Source organism: Streptomyces sp. NPDC001514, assembly GCF_053597075.1.
This window is the reverse complement of record NZ_JBSFHO010000004.1, coordinates 218,051-234,201: the sequence shown is the minus strand read 5'-3', so window position 1 is coordinate 234,201 and position 16,151 is coordinate 218,051. Positions and strand designations below refer to the sequence as shown.

The following is a 16,151-nucleotide window of genomic DNA, read 5'->3' as shown; positions in this document are numbered from 1 at the left end:
CCGGGTGCGTCCGGCACGCTCCGGCGGAAGGGCATCAAGGAAGGGACACCCCATGACCCACGACCACGACCTCGTACTGCGCCCCACGGCGACGCAGATCGCGGCCGCGCTCAACCCGCCGGCCGGGCGCAACGGCGGCGACCTCGTCGTCGAGACCCTGGCCGGGCTCGGCGCGACCACGGTCTTCGGCCTGCCGGGGCAGCACGCACTCGGCATGTTCGACGCGCTGCGCCGGTCCGACCTGAGGTACGTCGGCCTCCGGGTCGAGAACAACGCGGGCTTCGCCGCCGACGCGTACGGCCGGATCACCGGCCAGGTCGCCCCGCTGCTGCTCTCCACCGGGCCCGGCGCGCTGACCTCGCTCGCCGCGCTCCAGGAGGCCGCGGCGGCCAGCGCCCCGGTGCTGGCGATCTCCAGCCAGATCCCGTCCGCGGGCCTCGGCGGCGGGCGCCACGGCTATCTGCACGAACTGCGCGACCAGAAGGCGTCGTTCCGCGACATCGTGAAGTCCGTGCACACGGTGCGCACGGCTTCGCAGATCCCGTCGGCGATCGCTGCCGCCTGGGAGTCCGCGCTGAGCGCCCCGCACGGCCCGGTCTGGGTGGAGATCCCGCAGGACGTGCTGCTCGCCGAGACGGACCTGCCGGTCGTGACGGCCATGGACGCGACCCCGCGCGACCTGGTCCCGCGCCCGGAGCTGACCGCCGTCGCCGCGCACCTGCTGCAGAACGCCGAGCGCCCCGCGATCATCGCGGGCGGCGGTGTCGTACGCTCCGACGCCTCCGGCAAGCTGCTGGCGCTCGCCGAGAAGCTGGACGCCCCGGTCGTCACCACCTTCGGCGGCAAGGGTGCCTTCCCATGGGAGCACCCGCTGTCGATGCAGTCCTGGCTGGAGGACCGGCACACCACCGACTTCCTGGAGGATGCCGACGTCCTCCTGGTCATCGGCTCGGGTCTCGGTGAACTCTCCTCGAACTACCACACGTTCGCGCCGCGCGGCCGGGTCGTCCAGATCGAGGCCGACCTCGGCAAGCTGGAGTCCAATCACGCCTGCCTCGGCATCCACGCCGACGCCCGTATCGCGCTCGCCGCGCTCATCGAGACGGTCGAGGACCGGCGCGACCCGTCGGCCGCCGAGCGGGTCGCGACCCTGCTCGCGAAGGTGCGGGAGCGGATCGCCGGCCAGGAGCTGACCCTGGAGCAGGAGCTGCTCGCCGCGGTCCGCGAGGCCCTGCCGGACGATTCGCCGAGCTTCTGGGACATGACGATCCTGGCCTACTGGGCCTGGTCCGCCTTCGACGCCCGGCACCCCAACACCATGCACTCCGCGCAGGGCGCCGGCGGCCTCGGCTACGGCTTCCCGGCGGCGCTCGGTGCCGCCGCGGCGGACCCCGGCCGGCCGGTGCTCGCGGTGTCCGGTGACGGCGGCGCGATGTACTCGATCGCGGAGCTGGCGACCGCGAAGCAGTACGGCCTGCCGGTGACCTGGCTGATCGTCGACGACGGCGGCTACGGCATCCTGCGCGAGTACATGACGGACGCCTTCGGCGAGGCCACGGCGACCGAGCTGTCCCGCCCGGACTTCGTCGCGCTCGCCGAGTCCTTCGGGGTGCCCGCGGTCCGTACGACGACGGAGTCGCTGCGCGAGGATCTGGCCAAGTCCCTGGCTCAGCCCGGGCCTTCGGTGGTCGTCCTGCCGGCGCTGCTGAAGATGTTCGCGCCGACGCACCTCTGAGGCGGGCGCGCCGCACGGGCGGGCGTGGGCGCTGTGACACGACAGCGCCCACGCCCGTACGGCTCTCCGTGTTCCCGTACAACTTTTCGCCATCCGGTGAGTCTTCCGATGCGTGACTCACCACTCCATTTCCCGCCGCCGCAGACGCGGCGCTCTCGGTGCGGCCCTCGCCGTGGGAGTGCTCGTGCCGACCGCCTTGTCGGCAGCGCCCGCTTCCGCCGTGACCCCCGCCGCGGTCTGCACCTCACTCACGCCGGGTCTCGGCGCCAAGCTCGCCGCGGACATCAACGCCGCCCTGGCGGGCCGTGCCTCGACGACGGCCATTTTCGTCAACGACCGGGGCAGCGGAACGAGCTGCTACCTGCGGCACGAGCAGCAATTCGACTCGGCCAGCGTGGTCAAGGTGATCGTGCTCGCCACCCTTCTGTGGGACGCGCAGAAGAGCGGCCGGGCGCTGACCTACACCGAGAAGACCCGCGCCAAGGCCATGATCACGCAGTCGGACAACACCGCGACCAGCGCGCTGTGGCGCCAGCTCGGTGTGACCAAGATCCAGAACTTCCTCCGTGCCGCCGGCATGACCAAGACCGTGCCCGGCTCCGGCGGCTACTGGGGACTCACCCAGATCACCGCCTACGACCAGCAGAAGCTGCTGTCGAGGATCACGGTGAGGAACGGCCTGCTGACGGACGCCTCGCGCGCCTACATCCTCCAGCTGATGAACGCCGTCATCACGTCGCAGCGCTGGGGCACCCCGGCCGGCGCGCCCAGCACCGTGAAGGTTCATGTCAAGAACGGCTGGCTGTCCCGGGCCACCCACGGCTGGCGGGTGCACAGCATCGGGGCCTTCACCAGCACCACGAAGAACTACACGATCACCGTTCTGACGCACGACAACACGACGATGACCTACGGAGTCAACACCATCCAGGCCGTCGCCCGCGTCGTCCACAAGGACCTCAACCCGACGGCGACGTTGACCTCCACGGTCACACCGCCCGCCGTCCCGCAGGAAGCCGCGGTGCCGGTGCCGGAGCTCGGACCGGCGTACTGAAGCGCTCCGAGGTCCTGGGTCCTAGGTCCGTCCTAGGACCTCAGACCGTACTTCGTCGCGGCGGGATGAAATCCGCCCGCGCCCGCGTTGGTGCCTTCCGGTAGATCAGGATCGAAATCCGGAGCCGGGAGGCACCCGTGGCGGCGGCGTCAGAGCAATCATGGGCACGGCGGCTGGCCGGATACGCCTGGCGGTACCGGCGGAACGTCGTGCTCGCCCTCGGGTCGTCCCTCGTCGGCATGGCCGTGATGGCCGTCGTCCCGCTGATCACCAAGGTCGTCATCGACGACGTCATCGGTGCGCACACGCGGTCCCTTGCCGTCTGGACCGGACTGCTGATCGCCGCTGCGGTCGTCGTCTACGTCCTCACGTACATCCGCCGCTACTACGGCGGACGACTCGCCCTCGACGTCCAGCACGACCTCCGTACCGAGATGTACGGCACGATCAGCCGGCTCGACGGGCGGCGCCAGGACGAGCTGTCCACCGGCCAGGTCGTCGGCCGCGCCACCAGCGACCTCCAGCTCATCCAGGGTCTGCTCTTCATGCTCCCGATGACGATCGGGAACTTCCTGCTCTTCCTCATCTCCCTCGGCGTCATGGCCTGGCTGTCGCTGCCGCTCACCCTGGTGGCGCTCGCCGTCGCCCCCGCGCTGTGGTTCATCGCCAAGCGCAGCCGGGTGAAGCTGCACCCCGCCACCTGGTACGCCCAGCAGCAGGCCGCCGCCGTCGCGGGAGTGGTCGACGGGGCCGTCTCCGGCGTCCGCGTCGTCAAGGGCTTCGGCCAGGAGGACCAGGAGACCGGAAAGCTCAGGGACGTCGGCCGCAGGCTCTTCGCCGGCCGGCTGCGCACGATCCGGCTGAACGCCACGTACACCCCCGCCCTGCAGTCCGTGCCCGCGCTCGGGCAGGTGGCGATGCTTGCGCTGGGCGGCTGGCTGGCCACGCGCGGGCAGATCACCCTCGGTACGTTCGTCGCTTTCTCGACCTATCTCGCGCAGCTCGTCGGGCCGGTGCGGATGCTCGCCATGGTGCTGACCGTGGGCCAGCAGGCGCGTGCCGGTGTGGAGAGGGTCCTGGAGCTCATCGACACCGAGCCGACGATCAAGGACGGTACGAAGGAGCTTCCCGCGGACGCCCCGGCGACGGTCGAGTTCGACGACGTCGGCTTCTCGTACGGGAACGGGGACTCCACGCAGCCCGTGCTGGACGGCTTCTCGCTGGAGATCCGGCCGGGCGAGACCGTTGCCGTCGTCGGCTCGTCCGGCAGCGGCAAGTCCACCGTCTCGCTGCTGCTGCCGCGCTTCTACGACGTGACGCGCGGCGCCGTCCTCGTCGGCGGCCACGACGTCCGCGAACTGACCCTGGACTCGCTGCGGGCCGCCATCGGCCTCGTACCGGAGGACAGCTTCCTCTTCTCCGACACCGTCCGCGCGAACATCGCGTACGGAAAGCCCGACGCGACGGACGAGGAGATCGTCCAGGCCGCGCGCACCGCGCAGGCGAACCGTTTCATCGACGAGCTGCCCGACGGCTACGACACCAAGGTCGGCGAGCACGGCCTCACCCTCTCCGGCGGCCAGCGCCAGCGCATCGCCCTCGCCCGCGCGATCCTCGCCGACCCCCGGCTGCTGCTCCTCGACGACGCGACGTCCGCCGTGGACGCGCGCGTCGAGCACGAGATCCACGAGGCGCTGCGCGGCGTCATGGCCGGACGCACGACCCTGCTGATCGCCCACCGCCGCTCCACGCTCGGCCTCGCCGACCGGATCGCCGTCCTCGACGATGGCCGGCTGGCCGACATCGGCACCCATGAGGAGCTGCAGGAACGTTCCGCGCTGTACCGGCGGCTGCTGACCGACCCCGACGAGCTGGGCGGCGTCTCGCCGGGGCACGCCGTTCCCGTGGAGCTGCCGGAGGACCGGACGGTTCTGGAGGAGCTCGAGGCGGAGTTCGACGCCGAGCGCGGCATCACGCCCCCGCTCTGGGTGCGCAAGGAAGAGGCCGAGGAGGACGAGGCCGCCGGCGCCACACCCGAGCTGCTGGCCCAGGTCGCGGCGCTGCCCCCGGCCGGCGACACACCCCAGGTCGACGAGGCACGGGCGGTGACGCCCGAGGACTCGTACGGGCTGCGCCGGCTGCTGCGCGGCTTCGGGCGGCCGCTGCTGCTCAGCCTGCTGCTCGTCGCGGTGGATGCGGGCATGGGCCTGCTGCTGCCGGTGCTGATCCGGCACGGCATCGACGACGGTGTGGAGAAGGTGGCGCTGGGCGCGGTGTGGGCGGCGTCCGGTTTCGCCCTGTTCACGGTGGTGGTGCAGTGGGCGGCGCAGATCGGCGAGACCCGGATGACCGGACGCACGGGCGAGCGAATCCTCTATGCGCTCAGGCTGAAGATCTTCGCGCAGCTGCAGCGGCTCGGGCTCGACTACTACGAGCGTGAGCTGACCGGCCGCATCATGACCCGGATGACGACGGACGTGGATGCCCTGTCCACCTTCCTGCAGACCGGTCTCGTCACCGCCTTCGTCTCCGTCGTCACCTTCTTCGGCATCATGGTCGTGCTGGTCGTGATCGATGTGCAGCTGGCGCTGGTGGTCTTCGCGACCCTGCCGGTGCTGCTCGTCGGCACGTTCTTCTTCCGCCGTAAGTCGGTGAAGGCGTACGAACTGGCCCGTGAGCGGATCAGCGTCGTCAACGCCGACCTCCAGGAGTCGGTCAGCGGGCTGCGGATCGTGCAGGCCTTCCGCCGAGAGCGCTCGGGCAACCAGCGGTTCGTGGAGCGCAGCGAGAGCTACCGCGAGGCACGGGTGCGCGGCCAGTGGCTGATCTCCGTGTACTTCCCGTTCGTGCAGCTGCTGTCGTCGGTGGCGGCCGCGGCCGTGCTGATCGTCGGCGCCGGGCGGATCGAGGCGGGGACCCTCACGACGGGTGCGCTGGTGGCGTATCTCCTCTACATCGACCTGTTCTTCGCGCCCGTGCAGCAGCTGTCGCAGGTCTTCGACGGCTACCAGCAGGCGACGGTGTCGCTGGGGCGCATCCAGGAGCTGCTGCGCGAGCCGACGTCGACGGCCGAGGCGCGCGAGCCGCTCGATGTGCTGTCGCTGCGCGGTGAGATCGCCTTCGAGGACGTGTCGTTCGCCTATGGCGACGACGAAGAGGCGCTGACCGGAGTCGACCTGCGGATCCCGGCCGGGCAGACGGTCGCCTTCGTCGGGGAGACGGGCGCCGGCAAGTCCACACTGGTCAAGCTGGTGGCGCGGTTCTACGACCCGACGAGCGGACGGGTCACCGCCGACGGCACCGATCTGCGCGAGCTGGACCTCACCGCGTACCGGCACCGGCTCGGTGTCGTCCCGCAGGAGGCGTACCTCTTCCCGGGCCCGGTGCGTGACGCGATCGCGTACGGGCGTCCGGAGGCGACCGACGCCGAGGTGGAGGCGGCGGCGCGCGCGGTCGGCGCCCACGACATGATCGCCACCCTGGACGGCGGCTATCTCCACGAGGTCGCCGAGCGCGGACGCAACCTCTCGGCCGGCCAGCGCCAGCTCATCGCCCTCGCGCGGGCGGAGCTCGTCGACCCGGACGTGCTGCTGCTCGACGAGGCGACCGCCGCGCTGGACCTGGCCACCGAGGCGCAGGTCAACCAGGCCACGGACCGGCTCACCGGCCGCCGTACGACACTCGTCGTCGCCCACCGCCTCACCACCGCCGCCCGCGCCGACCGCGTGGTCGTCATGGCGCACGGCCGGGTCGTCGAGGACGGCACGCACGACGAGCTGCTGGCCCTCGGCGGGCGATACGCCGAGCTGTGGCGGACGTTCGTCGGGGAAGAGGCTCCCGCTCCGGCCTGATCCGGATGTGTGCAGGCCCCCGCAGGGCCCGGACGGCAACCGTCCGGGCCCTTGTTGCGTCGTACGTCAGTACGGCTTGGTGTCTGAGGGGAGCAAGGGTGTTCGGAAGACTGGTGGTGCACGTACTCGCGGTGCTCTCGGTCGTCGTGGCGCTGTCACTGACGGGTCCTGGGACGCAGGGTGCCGCGGCCATGTCCGCGTGCACCGGCCGCCCGTCGAAGACGGTCGGGTTCGCCGCCGGGGAGCTGCGCATCTACAAGACCCGGCAGTACGTGTGCGCCCTCACCGTCGCCAGGCAGCCCGGCACCCGGCGGGCCATGGCGGTGTCCCTCCAGCCGCGCGGTGGCCGCGCCGCCGTGGACAAGGGGCGCTTCGTCCAGCAGGCCGGACCGGTCACCGTCCATGCCCTCAACCGCTGCGTCCGCGCCTCGGGTTCCATCGCCGGGAAGAGCGTCTCGACCGGCTGGATCCTCTGCTGACGCCTGTGCCGGCCGGCTGACGCCGGTGCCGACTGTTGTGCGGCGACCCAATTGGGTCTGGCGATACGGGTGTTGCGCCCGCTAGGTTCACCGACACCGTTGTGAACCAAGGGGAGGGTGCATGCGCAGAACGCTCAGATGGCTGTTGTCGCTGGTCGTGCTCATAGGCACGGCGGGAGCGACGGCGAGTGCGGCCACCGCCGCCGAGCCGGCCACCGGCTCATCGGAAGCGTCCACCGATATCAAGGACCGGATCCTCGCGATCCCCGGAGTGAGCCTGATCGAGGAGAAGCCGTACCCCGGCTACCGCTACTTCGTCCTCAACTTCACCCAGCCGGTCGACCACCGGCACCCGTCCAAGGGCACGTTCCAGCAGCGCATCACCCTGCTGCACAAGGACACGTCACGTCCGACCGTCTTCTACACCAGCGGCTACAGCGTCTCCACGAACCCCGGCCGTCGCGAGCCGACGCAGATCGTGGACGGCAACCAGGTCTCGCTGGAGTACCGCTTCTTCACTCCGTCCCGGCCCGATCCGGCGGACTGGTCCAAGCTCGACATCTGGCAGGCCGCGAGCGATCAGCACCGTGTCTTCACCGCGCTGAAGAAGATCTACGACAAGAAGTGGATAGCCACGGGCGGTTCCAAGGGCGGCATGACCGCGACCTATTACGAGCGCTTCTATCCGCGTGACATGGACGGCGTTGTCGCGTACGTCGCTCCCAACGACGTGAACAACCAGGAGGACTCGGCCTACGACCGGTTCTTCGAGCAGGTCGGCACCAAGGAGTGCCGCGACAGGCTGAACGCGGTGCAGCGAGAGGCGCTTGTCCGCCGCGAGCCGCTGGAGGCCCGTTACACCGCGTACGCGGCCGAGAACGGCTACACCTTCAACACGGTCGGTTCGCTCGACAAGGCATTCGAGGCCGTTGTCCTCGACTACACCTGGGCCTTCTGGCAGTACAGCCTGCTGGCCGACTGCGCAACGATCCCGGTCGCGGCCACCGCCACCGACCAGGAGATCTGGGACAGCGTCGACGCGATCTCCGGCTTCTCCTTCTACACCGACCAGGGCCTGACCCCGTACACGCCGTACTACTACCAGGCCGGCACGGAGCTGGGCTCGCCCGACATCGCGCTGCCGCATCTCAACGGCCTGAGCCGCTACGGCTATCAGCCGCCGCGGAACTTCGTGCCGAGGGACATCCCGATGCGGTTCAAGCCGTGGGTCATGAACGACGTGGACAGCTGGGTCAGGCACAACGCCCAGCGGATGCTCTTCGTCTACGGGCAGAACGACCCGTGGGGCGCGGAGCGGTTCCGCCTCGGCAAGGGCACGCGGGACAGCTACGTCTTCACCGCACCGGGTGCCAACCACGGTGCCAACGTGGCCCGTCTGAACCCCGAGGAGAAGGCGAAGGCCACCGCCCGGATCCTGGAGTGGGCGGGCGTCGCACCGGCCGCCGTCCAGGCCGACCCGTCCAAGGCGAAGCGGCTGACGAAGCCTGACGCGAAGCTCGACAAGCAGAACATCGAGCGGGAGCCGTTCACGCTGCGGCCGTAGTCGCTGTTGCTGATGCTGCTGTGGGCTGCGTTCGCCGTGTGCGCTCCGTGCGCGTTACACACGGCGGGCGCAGCCCACCGGCCTTTCGCCGCCCAACTGGACGTACAGATCGGTCGCCGGCGGGCACTGTGACCGCTTCTGCACCGCGGACGCCACCTCGAACTCGGGCCGCTGCTCGCCCGAACCGTCGCATGCCGTCTCCTTCACCTGCCCCTTGCGGGAGGTGTAGACGCAGTCGCCGGGCACGGTGTGCGGTCCGCCGCCCCCACCCGGGTCGCCGGGATGGGGCGGTTCCAGATTGCGCATGCACGCGTAGCCCTGCGGCACGGTCCCGTCGCCGTCCTCGTCGGCCGACGGCCGGCTCTCGGAGATGTGCAGGACGAAGTCGGTCGCGGCCGGGCAGGCGGGCCCGTCCGCCTGGCGCCCTTCGTGACGCACGACGACCCGGGCGGACGCCTTCTCGCTCGTGCACGGCACCTCACGGACGTCGCCCCTGCCGCGGCTGCTGCAGTCGCCGGACCCCAGGAACACCGCCCCGTACCCGGACGGCCCGGACGGGTTCGCCGTCCGGCTCCCGTTCCCGTTCCCGTTCCCGTTCCCGCTCCCGCTCCCGGTCCCGGTCTCCCGGGAACCGTCCGCGTCCGAGCCGCCGTGCCCCGGCGACCGCTGACAACCGAGGGCGCCGCCGATGACGAGCGCGACACACACCACCCCCACGCCCACTCGCGGCATACGCATGCAATTCCCCCCGGTCGGTCCGTCCCAGCGTGGCCCGCGGAAGCGGGCGCACGCCAGGGGAGCGGGGGGCTTTCCGCCGTGTGGGGGTGGTCAGCCGGTGGCGCGGCGTACACCGGGCTACGCCTTAATACGTCAGCCCGTATCCGACCGGGTACAGCACCTGGGCCGGATCGTCCGCGCGCTGCACGGGCACCGGCAGCCTGCCCTCCGGCTCGGCCCGGCCCGCGATCACCCTTGCGGCGGCGCGCAGTTCGACGTCCGTCCAGCTGTAGGCGGCGAGCGCGGCGGCGAAGCCGGTGCCGGTCAGCTGGGCGATGTCGTACGGGTTGCGGATGGCGACCGTGACCACGGGCACGCCGGTCGTCGCGAGCCGGGACACGAGGGTGCGCTGGGGGCTGGTGGCCGAGACGTTGTACGTACCGACGACCACGACATCCTTGCCGGCCGCGGCGGCCACCGCCTCGTCGATCTTCGCGGCGGTCGGGGTGATGCCGGTGGACAGCGCCGTGGCGGCGAAGCCCAGTTCGGTGAAGGCCTTGGCCAGGGTGGCCGTGGGCGGGCCGGTCGTGCCGGAGGGGGATGCCGGGTCCGCGCCGACGACGAGGACGTTGGCGTGGCTGCGGCGGGAGAGCGGCAGGAAGCCGTTCTCGTTCGCCAGCAGGGTGGTGGTCTCCCCGGCGATCCGGTCGGCGGCGGCGAGGTGGCTGTGGGTGCCGACCGTGCGGTCCACGCCCTCGTGCGAGACGAACGGGTCGCGGAACAGCCCGAGTTTCGACTTCAGGTGAAGGATGCGCAGGATCGACTCCTCGATGCGCTCTTCGGTCACCTCGCCGCTCTTGACCGCCTCGAGCACGGCGCTCCAGGCGATGCTCAGGCTCGGCGGGTTGAGCAGCTGGTCGCAGCCCGCCTTCAGCGCGAGCACGGGGACGCGGTCGTCGCCGTACTTCTGGCGCACACCCGCCATGCCGAGGGAGTCGGTGACCACGACCCCGTCGTAGCCGAGCTGCTCGCGCAGGATGCCGGTGAGGATGGGCCGGGAGAGCGTCGCCGGGTCCTCGCTCGGGTCGAGGGCGGGGACCACGATGTGCGCGGTCATGATCGAGTCGATCCCGGCGGCGATGGCGGCCCGGAACGGCGGCGCGTCCAGCTCGCCCCACTGCTCACGCGTGTGGTGGATGGTGGGCAGGGCGTAGTGGCTGTCGTCCTTGGTGTCGCCGTGCCCCGGGAAGTGCTTGGACGTGGCGGCGATGCCCGCGCCCTGGTAGCCGCGCACCTGGGCGGCGACGAGCCCGGCCACGGCCTGCGGGTCGGCGCCGAAGGAGCGTACGCCTATGACGGGGTTGGCCGGGTTCACGTTCACATCGGCGACCGGCGCGTAGTTCTGCGTGATGCCCATCGCGGCGAGCTCGGCGCCCGCGATCCGGGCGGCCTCGCGGGCGCGTGAGCGCGAGCCGCCCGCCCCGAGCGCCATCGCGCCCGGCATGAGGGTCGCGGGCTTCCCGACCCGGGCGACGATGCCCTGCTCCTGGTCGGTGGATATCAGCAGGGGAACGGGCGTGGGCTGGGCGAGGCCCGCCTGCTGGATGCCGTTGGAGAGGTCGGCGATCTGGTGGGGGTTGCGGGTGTTGTGCGCCCAGGCGAAGTAGATGATGCCGCCCACGTGGTAACGCTCGATCAGCTCGGCGGCGGTCCTGACGCCGATCTCGTTGAGGTTGGCGGCGATGTCGGCCTGGTCGGGGGCGGTGGCGGAGTGCCCGTACACCCGCATGACGAAGAGCTGGCCGACCTTCTCCTCCAGACTCATCCGGGATATGAGGCGCTTGAGACGGTCGCGTGTGGCGGCTTCGGCGTCGCCCGGGCCGGAGGCGAAGGCCGACGCCGGGGCGAGAGCGACGGCCGCTGCTCCGGCGGCGGTCGCGGCGAGGAGTGTACGTCTGGAGGGGGTGGTCCGGTCCTGCACTGGTGCTCCTCCCGTGAAGGAAACTTCCAAGGAGCCACGGATATCCGGAAAGTAACTGCCAGTCAAGGGTTGCGGCAGGGGCCGACGTACGGGGGGAAGGCCGCCACCGGCGCTAGGGAGGGGGCGCACCGGTGGCGGCGTGCGCTGCCGGCCGCAGGCGGCTGGAGAGGGGAGTCAGCGATCGCAGCCAGCAGCGAGGGCCGACACCGCTCTGCGGTGACTCACCGGCAGGACGGCACTTGGACGGTGCGGGGTCGGCGCTGGTTCCCCGTACTGCGAAGTTCCCCCGCATTCCAGGACATTGGTGCGGATGATGCCGTCGTGGCTCTGGCCGGGCTCATATGTACCTCAACGTGCGTCAGCGCCACTCCTGTACGTCGACGAGCGTGCCCGCCGTCAGGTCCGGGTGTCCCCAGAAGTCCCCGACCTGGGTCGCCACGACAAGCACCGGTCGCCCATCGCTGCCGAGGTGCGCGGTGTAGAACCCGAACACCCACGACGGCTCCGCGACCAGGTCCCGCGGCGGCTTGAGCCGCACCAGCTCCGTCCCGTCGGCCTCGTACACGACCGCGTTGTCCGACGGGGTGTACGGCGTGTCGTCGAGGGCCTCGACGACGAGAACCCGGCCGTCCCACGCCAGTGCGGCCTGCGTGGGCCGCGCGTACACCTTCTCCACGGTCCGTCCGTCGTCCGTCCAGCGCACGACCCGGTCGCCGTGGCTCCAGCCGATGACGACGGGTGCGCGGTGGCGGGAAGCCTGGGGGCTCCGCGTGATCCGCGGGTGCTGGTCGTGCGGGTCCTGGCTCACGGGGAATCTCCACGGGTTGCCGACGGAAACCACCGCTTCCAGCCTACTCACCTCCCCTCCGGCAACTTCCTTTAGCGTTGCTTCCATCAACCATGTAGTAATCCGCACTGGTGCTACATGGTTGCCACCGGTGAAGCTCTACCCATGCGCCCCGCCCATGTCGCTCTCGCCGCCCTCGTCGCAGCCGTCTGGGGCGTGAACTTCGTCGTCGTCGAGATCGGCCTCCAGCACTTTCCCCCTCTCCTCTTCTCGGCCCTGCGCTTCCTGGTCGCCGCCCTTCCGGCGGTGTTCTTCGTCGGCCGGCCCAAGGTGGCCTGGAAGTGGGTCATCGCCGTCGGCCTGGTGCTGGGCGTCGCCAAGTTCGGCCTGCTCTTCACCGGCATGAACGAAGGTGCACCGGCCGGGCTGTCCTCCCTGATCCTCCAGGTCCAGGCTGTCTTCACCGCGCTCTTCGCGTTCCTGGCACTGGGCGAGCGACCGGGCAGAACGCGTGTACTCGGCATGCTGATCGCCCTCTCGGGCATCGGGGTGGCCGCGGTCGACGAGGGCGGCTCGGGCCCGTTGACCGGCTTCGCCCTGGTGATCGCGGCGGCGGCCTGCTGGGGCGTGTCCAATGTCCTCACCCGCAAGGCATCCCCGCCCGACGCCCTCAACTTCATGGTCTGGGTCTCGGTCGTCCCCGTACTCCCCCTGCTCGCCCTCTCCCTTCTGCTGGAAGGCCCGGACCAGGACCTCGCAGCACTCCGCGCCCTCGACTGGGCGGGCGTCGGCGTCATCGTCTACGTCGCCTGGATCACGACGGTCTTCGGCTTCGGCGCCTGGGGCTGGCTCCTTCGCCGCCATCCTGCCTCGTCCGTGGCCCCGTTCTCCCTCCTCGTCCCGGCCTTCGGCATGTCGTCCGCGGCCCTCTTCCTGGACGAGCCGGTCAGCCCCCTCCGCTGGTGCGCGGCAGCCCTCCTCGTCGGTGGAGTCGCGCTCACCTCCCTGGCCCGGACAGCGACTCCAGGTGCTCCTTCCCCGCCGCCAGCAGCGCCGGCAGGCCCGGCGCTTGCGGATGCCAGCGCTGCTCGTACTCCCAGCACACCCAGCCGTCCTCGTCCGTGAGGGCCAGGCACTTTGCGAGGGGCAGGACGCCGGTGCCGAGGGGGAGGGGACTGAGGTCCTCCCGCGAGGCGACGTCCTTGACCTGGACATAGCCGAGGAACGGGGCGAGGGCGGCATGGGTGACGGCCGGGGCCTCGCCGTCCAGCCAGGGGTGCAGGACGTCCCACAGCGCGCCCACATGGCGATGGCCGACCGTGCCGAGGACACGGGATACCGCCGCGCCTGTGCGGTGCGAGTCATGCGTCTCCAGCAGGATCCGCACGCCCAGGTCCGCCGCGGTCTCCGCCGCCGCGGCCAACCGGCGCGCCGCTGTCGCGTCCGCCGTCTCCTGGTCCTGGTCGCCGCCGCCGGGGAAGACCCGTATGAAGGAGGCTCCCAAGTCCCTGGCCAGCCACAGCAGTTCGTCGAGCTCCTGGCGCACGGCCTCGTCGTCGCCCGCGGCCGCCACCCGTGCGTAGCCGGCGACGGTCAGGATCTCCACGCCTGCGCGGGCGAACTCGTCCACCACCGCGGCCCGTTCGCGCATCCCGATTCTCAGGTGGACCGGCTCCTCGGGGTCGGCCCTCAGCTCCACTCCCTGGTAGCCGGCCGCGGCGGCGAGGCCGGCCACCTCGGAGACGGGCATCCCGGGAACCCCGAGCGTCGAGAAGGCGAGCCTCACTTGGGTGATCCTTCCTGGAGGGCGAGCCGCCAGTCCTGGCCGACCAGATCCGCCCCGAACGAGCGGTGGGGCTTTTCGGCGACGAGGGTGAAACCGGCGCGCTGATATATCTTGCGGGCGGCGGTCAGCACGTCGTTCGTCCACAGCACCAGCTCCCGGTAACCGACCTCGCGGGCGAAGTTCACGACCGCGCCCACCAGCCGGTCCCCGAGGCCGTGCCCGCGCGCCTCCGGTTCGACCAGAAGCAGTCTCAGCCGCGCGGTGGCCGGTGCCTCGTCCCGTACGCACATCACCGACCCGACCGGGCGGCCGTCCAGCTCCGCTATCCATACCCGCTCCAGATGCGGGTCGTGGTCCTGGGCGAAGTCGGCGACTATGCGGGCGACCAGGCCTTCGAAGTCGGTGTTCCACCCGAACTCCGCGGCATAGAGCGCGCCATGGCGCTGGACGATCCAGCCCAGGTCGCCGGGGACGGGATCGCGCAGCACGGGCCCCTCACGACGCCGGTCCTGGTCGGGGCGGGCCTCGCCCAGTATCTCCCGCACCGTGCGCAGCGCGTCCGTCAAGCGGGGGCGGTCGTCCGTCGGCACGGCGGACACCAGCTTGCCGACGGCTTCCCGCGACCGCTCGTCCAACAGCGCGGTCGCCTCGCGCCCGCGCTCGGTGAGCGTGATGCGCTGGCGCCGCGAGTCCACCTCCGAGGGGGCCCGCTCGACCAGACCTTCCCGCTCGAACTTGCCGAGCAGCCGGCTCAGATACCCCGCATCCAGGGAGAGCTCCATCCGGAGGTCGGCGGCGTCCGTGCGCGGGGCGTGCGCCAGCTCGTACAGCACGCGGGACTCGGTCAGTGTGTACGGGGTGTACAGATGTTTGCTGTAGTCGAGCGCGCCGATGAGGTTCGTGTAGAAGCGGTTGAAAGCGCGGATGTCGTGAATGACCATGATCCACCCGTGACCTTTCTTTGACTGAGTCAAGGCTAGGTTCGGGTGTCAACCTCCGACAAGGCCTGTGGATAACGTGCCCCCGAGCCCGGACCGAGCAGGTCGCAGACGCGCCGCGAGCCGCCCCCGGCCCGGCCGTCCCCGTCGAGTCGCTCCGCCAGGGCCCGTCCCGGCCTTACCGCTTCTTCGGCGGCGCCGTCGACGCCCGTGCCATCAGCTCCGCGCCGATCGTCGCGATGCCCCCGGGCGGGGGCGCCTCCTTGCCCATGGCCAGCCGTCCCGCCCGTACCCCCGCTTCGTGGAGCGGCAGTCGTACCGTCGTCAGTGCCGGGACCGCGTCGACGGAGAACGGAAGGTCGTCGAAGCCGGCCACCGAGACGTCCTCCGGAATGCGCAGGCCCTGATCCCGCAGGGCCGCACAAGCGCCCAGTGCCACCGTGTCGTTGGCAGCGACGACGGCCGTCAGATCCGGGTCGCGGCGCAGTAGCTCCAGCGTGGCGTCGTAGCCGGAGCGCCGGTCGTACGAGCCGTGCACGATGAGCTGCGCGTGATCCTCGGTGGCCGTGTCGATCCCCGCCGCAGCGAGCGCCGCCCGGTGGCCCTCGAGCCGGTGGCGGGTCGTGGTCCGCTCCGCCGGCCCGGCCACGTACCCGATCCGCCGGTGCCCCAGCGTGATCAGGTGCTCGGTGAGCCGCCGCCCGCCGCCCCGGTTGTCGAAGGCGAGCGTCGCCGTGACGGACTCGCCCGGCACGGGCGGTCGGCCGCACAGCACCACCGTCGTCCCCGCATCGGCGAGCTTCGCCAGCTTGGCGGACATCGCGGCGATGTGGTCCGGGTCCTCCAGGGATCCTCCGGTGAGGACGACCGCCGCGGCCCGCTGTCGCTGCAGCAGGGTGAGATAGGTCAGTTCGCGCTCGGGCGAGCCGCCCGTGTTGCAGACCACCGCCAGCTTCTCGCCGCCCGCGCGCCCGGAAGCGCCCTCGCCGATCGCGGTCTGCGCGGCCCCGGCCATGATCCCGAAGAAGGGGTCGGCAATGTCGTTGACCAGGATGCCGACCAGGTCGGACGTGGCCGCGGCGAGCGAGCTGGCCGGCCCGTTCAGGACGTAATCGAGCTCGTCGACGGCGCGGAGCACCCGCTCCCGAGTCGTCGCGGCGACAGGGTAGTTGCCGTTGAGCACCCGGGAGACGGTCGCCGGGGACACCCGGGCGCGGGCCGCAACATCCGCCAGCGTGACTGTCATCGCTTTCCTCCGG

The 16,151-nt window shown here is 71.1% G+C and carries 11 protein-coding genes and 1 pseudogene; 6 read left to right on the top strand and 6 right to left on the bottom strand.

The annotated features are described in order from the left end of the window. The first annotated feature begins 52 nt into the window (after positions 1-52). The 5 genes from ACWCXB_RS07110 (at position 53) to ACWCXB_RS07090 (ending at position 8,683) form a co-directional block, all read left to right on the top strand. Positions 53-1,735, top strand: a complete 1,683-nt coding sequence (locus ACWCXB_RS07110) for a thiamine pyrophosphate-binding protein (RefSeq protein WP_450719854.1) — start codon at positions 53-55, stop codon at positions 1,733-1,735. 178 nt (positions 1,736-1,913) lie between these two features. After that, positions 1,914-2,789 (top strand): serine hydrolase, encoded by an 876-nt coding sequence (locus ACWCXB_RS07105; RefSeq protein ID WP_450720098.1) that lies wholly within the window; start codon positions 1,914-1,916, stop codon positions 2,787-2,789. Between the two features lie 137 nt (positions 2,790-2,926). After that, positions 2,927-6,640, top strand: a complete 3,714-nt coding sequence (locus ACWCXB_RS07100; RefSeq protein WP_450719852.1) for an ABC transporter ATP-binding protein — start codon at positions 2,927-2,929, stop codon at positions 6,638-6,640. A gap of 98 nt (positions 6,641-6,738) precedes the next feature. Further along, a complete protein-coding gene (locus ACWCXB_RS07095; RefSeq protein ID WP_450719850.1) occupies positions 6,739-7,119 on the top strand; it encodes a hypothetical protein in 381 nt (126 codons plus the stop codon). 121 nt (positions 7,120-7,240) lie between these two features. Beyond that, on the top strand, positions 7,241-8,683 hold the full coding sequence (locus tag ACWCXB_RS07090; RefSeq protein ID WP_450719848.1) for a S28 family serine protease: 1,443 nt from the start codon (positions 7,241-7,243) through the stop codon (positions 8,681-8,683). Between the two features lie 54 nt (positions 8,684-8,737). Here ACWCXB_RS07090 and ACWCXB_RS07085 read toward each other — a convergent pair whose 3' ends face one another. From ACWCXB_RS07085 to ACWCXB_RS07075, 3 genes are all read right to left on the bottom strand, one after another. Then, entirely contained in the window at positions 8,738-9,415 is a 678-nt protein-coding gene (locus ACWCXB_RS07085) for a hypothetical protein (protein WP_450720096.1), read from the bottom strand. Between the two features lie 130 nt (positions 9,416-9,545). Further along, positions 9,546-11,381 (bottom strand): glycoside hydrolase family 3 protein, encoded by a 1,836-nt coding sequence (locus tag ACWCXB_RS07080; protein WP_450719846.1) that lies wholly within the window; start codon positions 11,379-11,381, stop codon positions 9,546-9,548. Positions 11,382-11,739: 358 nt separating this feature from the next. Next, positions 11,740-12,189 carry a hypothetical protein gene (locus tag ACWCXB_RS07075; RefSeq protein WP_450719844.1) on the bottom strand — a complete coding sequence of 150 codons (450 nt, stop codon included), beginning with the start codon at positions 12,187-12,189 and terminating at the stop codon, positions 11,740-11,742. A 144-nt stretch (positions 12,190-12,333) separates the two neighbouring features. On the opposite strand from ACWCXB_RS07075, the gene ACWCXB_RS07070 reads away from it, so the two are divergent. Continuing rightward, positions 12,334-13,293, top strand: a complete 960-nt coding sequence (locus ACWCXB_RS07070) for an EamA family transporter (protein WP_450719842.1) — start codon at positions 12,334-12,336, stop codon at positions 13,291-13,293. Here the strand turns inward: ACWCXB_RS07070 and ACWCXB_RS07065 are convergent. The 3 genes and pseudogenes from ACWCXB_RS07065 to ACWCXB_RS07055 form a co-directional block, all read right to left on the bottom strand. After that, a pseudogene (locus tag ACWCXB_RS07065) lies at positions 13,175-13,954 on the bottom strand (sugar phosphate isomerase/epimerase family protein); the annotation flags it as partial. The gene ACWCXB_RS07070 and the pseudogene ACWCXB_RS07065 sit on opposite strands and share 119 nt — an antisense overlap. Next, positions 13,951-14,895: a bifunctional helix-turn-helix transcriptional regulator/GNAT family N-acetyltransferase gene (locus ACWCXB_RS07060; protein ID WP_450719840.1), complete on the bottom strand. Its 945-nt coding sequence runs from the start codon at positions 14,893-14,895 to the stop codon at positions 13,951-13,953. The gene ACWCXB_RS07060 and the pseudogene ACWCXB_RS07065, both read right to left, overlap by 4 nt. Before the next feature lie 175 nt (positions 14,896-15,070). After that, positions 15,071-16,138 (bottom strand): LacI family DNA-binding transcriptional regulator, encoded by a 1,068-nt coding sequence (locus ACWCXB_RS07055; RefSeq protein WP_450719838.1) that lies wholly within the window; start codon positions 16,136-16,138, stop codon positions 15,071-15,073. Positions 16,139-16,151 lie beyond the last annotated feature (13 nt).

What these genes read in the sequence shown, in the direction of transcription:
- ACWCXB_RS07060 (WP_450719840.1), bottom strand. Translation starts at nt 14,895, where the DNA reads ATGGTCATTCACGACATCCGCGCTTTCAACCGCTTCTACACGAACCTC.
- ACWCXB_RS07090 (WP_450719848.1), top strand. Translation starts at nt 7,241, where the DNA reads ATGCGCAGAACGCTCAGATGGCTGTTGTCGCTGGTCGTGCTCATAGGC.
- ACWCXB_RS07070 (WP_450719842.1), top strand. Translation starts at nt 12,334, where the DNA reads ATGCGCCCCGCCCATGTCGCTCTCGCCGCCCTCGTCGCAGCCGTCTGG.
- ACWCXB_RS07085 (WP_450720096.1), bottom strand. Translation starts at nt 9,415, where the DNA reads ATGCCGCGAGTGGGCGTGGGGGTGGTGTGTGTCGCGCTCGTCATCGGC.
- ACWCXB_RS07055 (WP_450719838.1), bottom strand. Translation starts at nt 16,138, where the DNA reads ATGACAGTCACGCTGGCGGATGTTGCGGCCCGCGCCCGGGTGTCCCCG.
- ACWCXB_RS07110 (WP_450719854.1), top strand. Translation starts at nt 53, where the DNA reads ATGACCCACGACCACGACCTCGTACTGCGCCCCACGGCGACGCAGATC.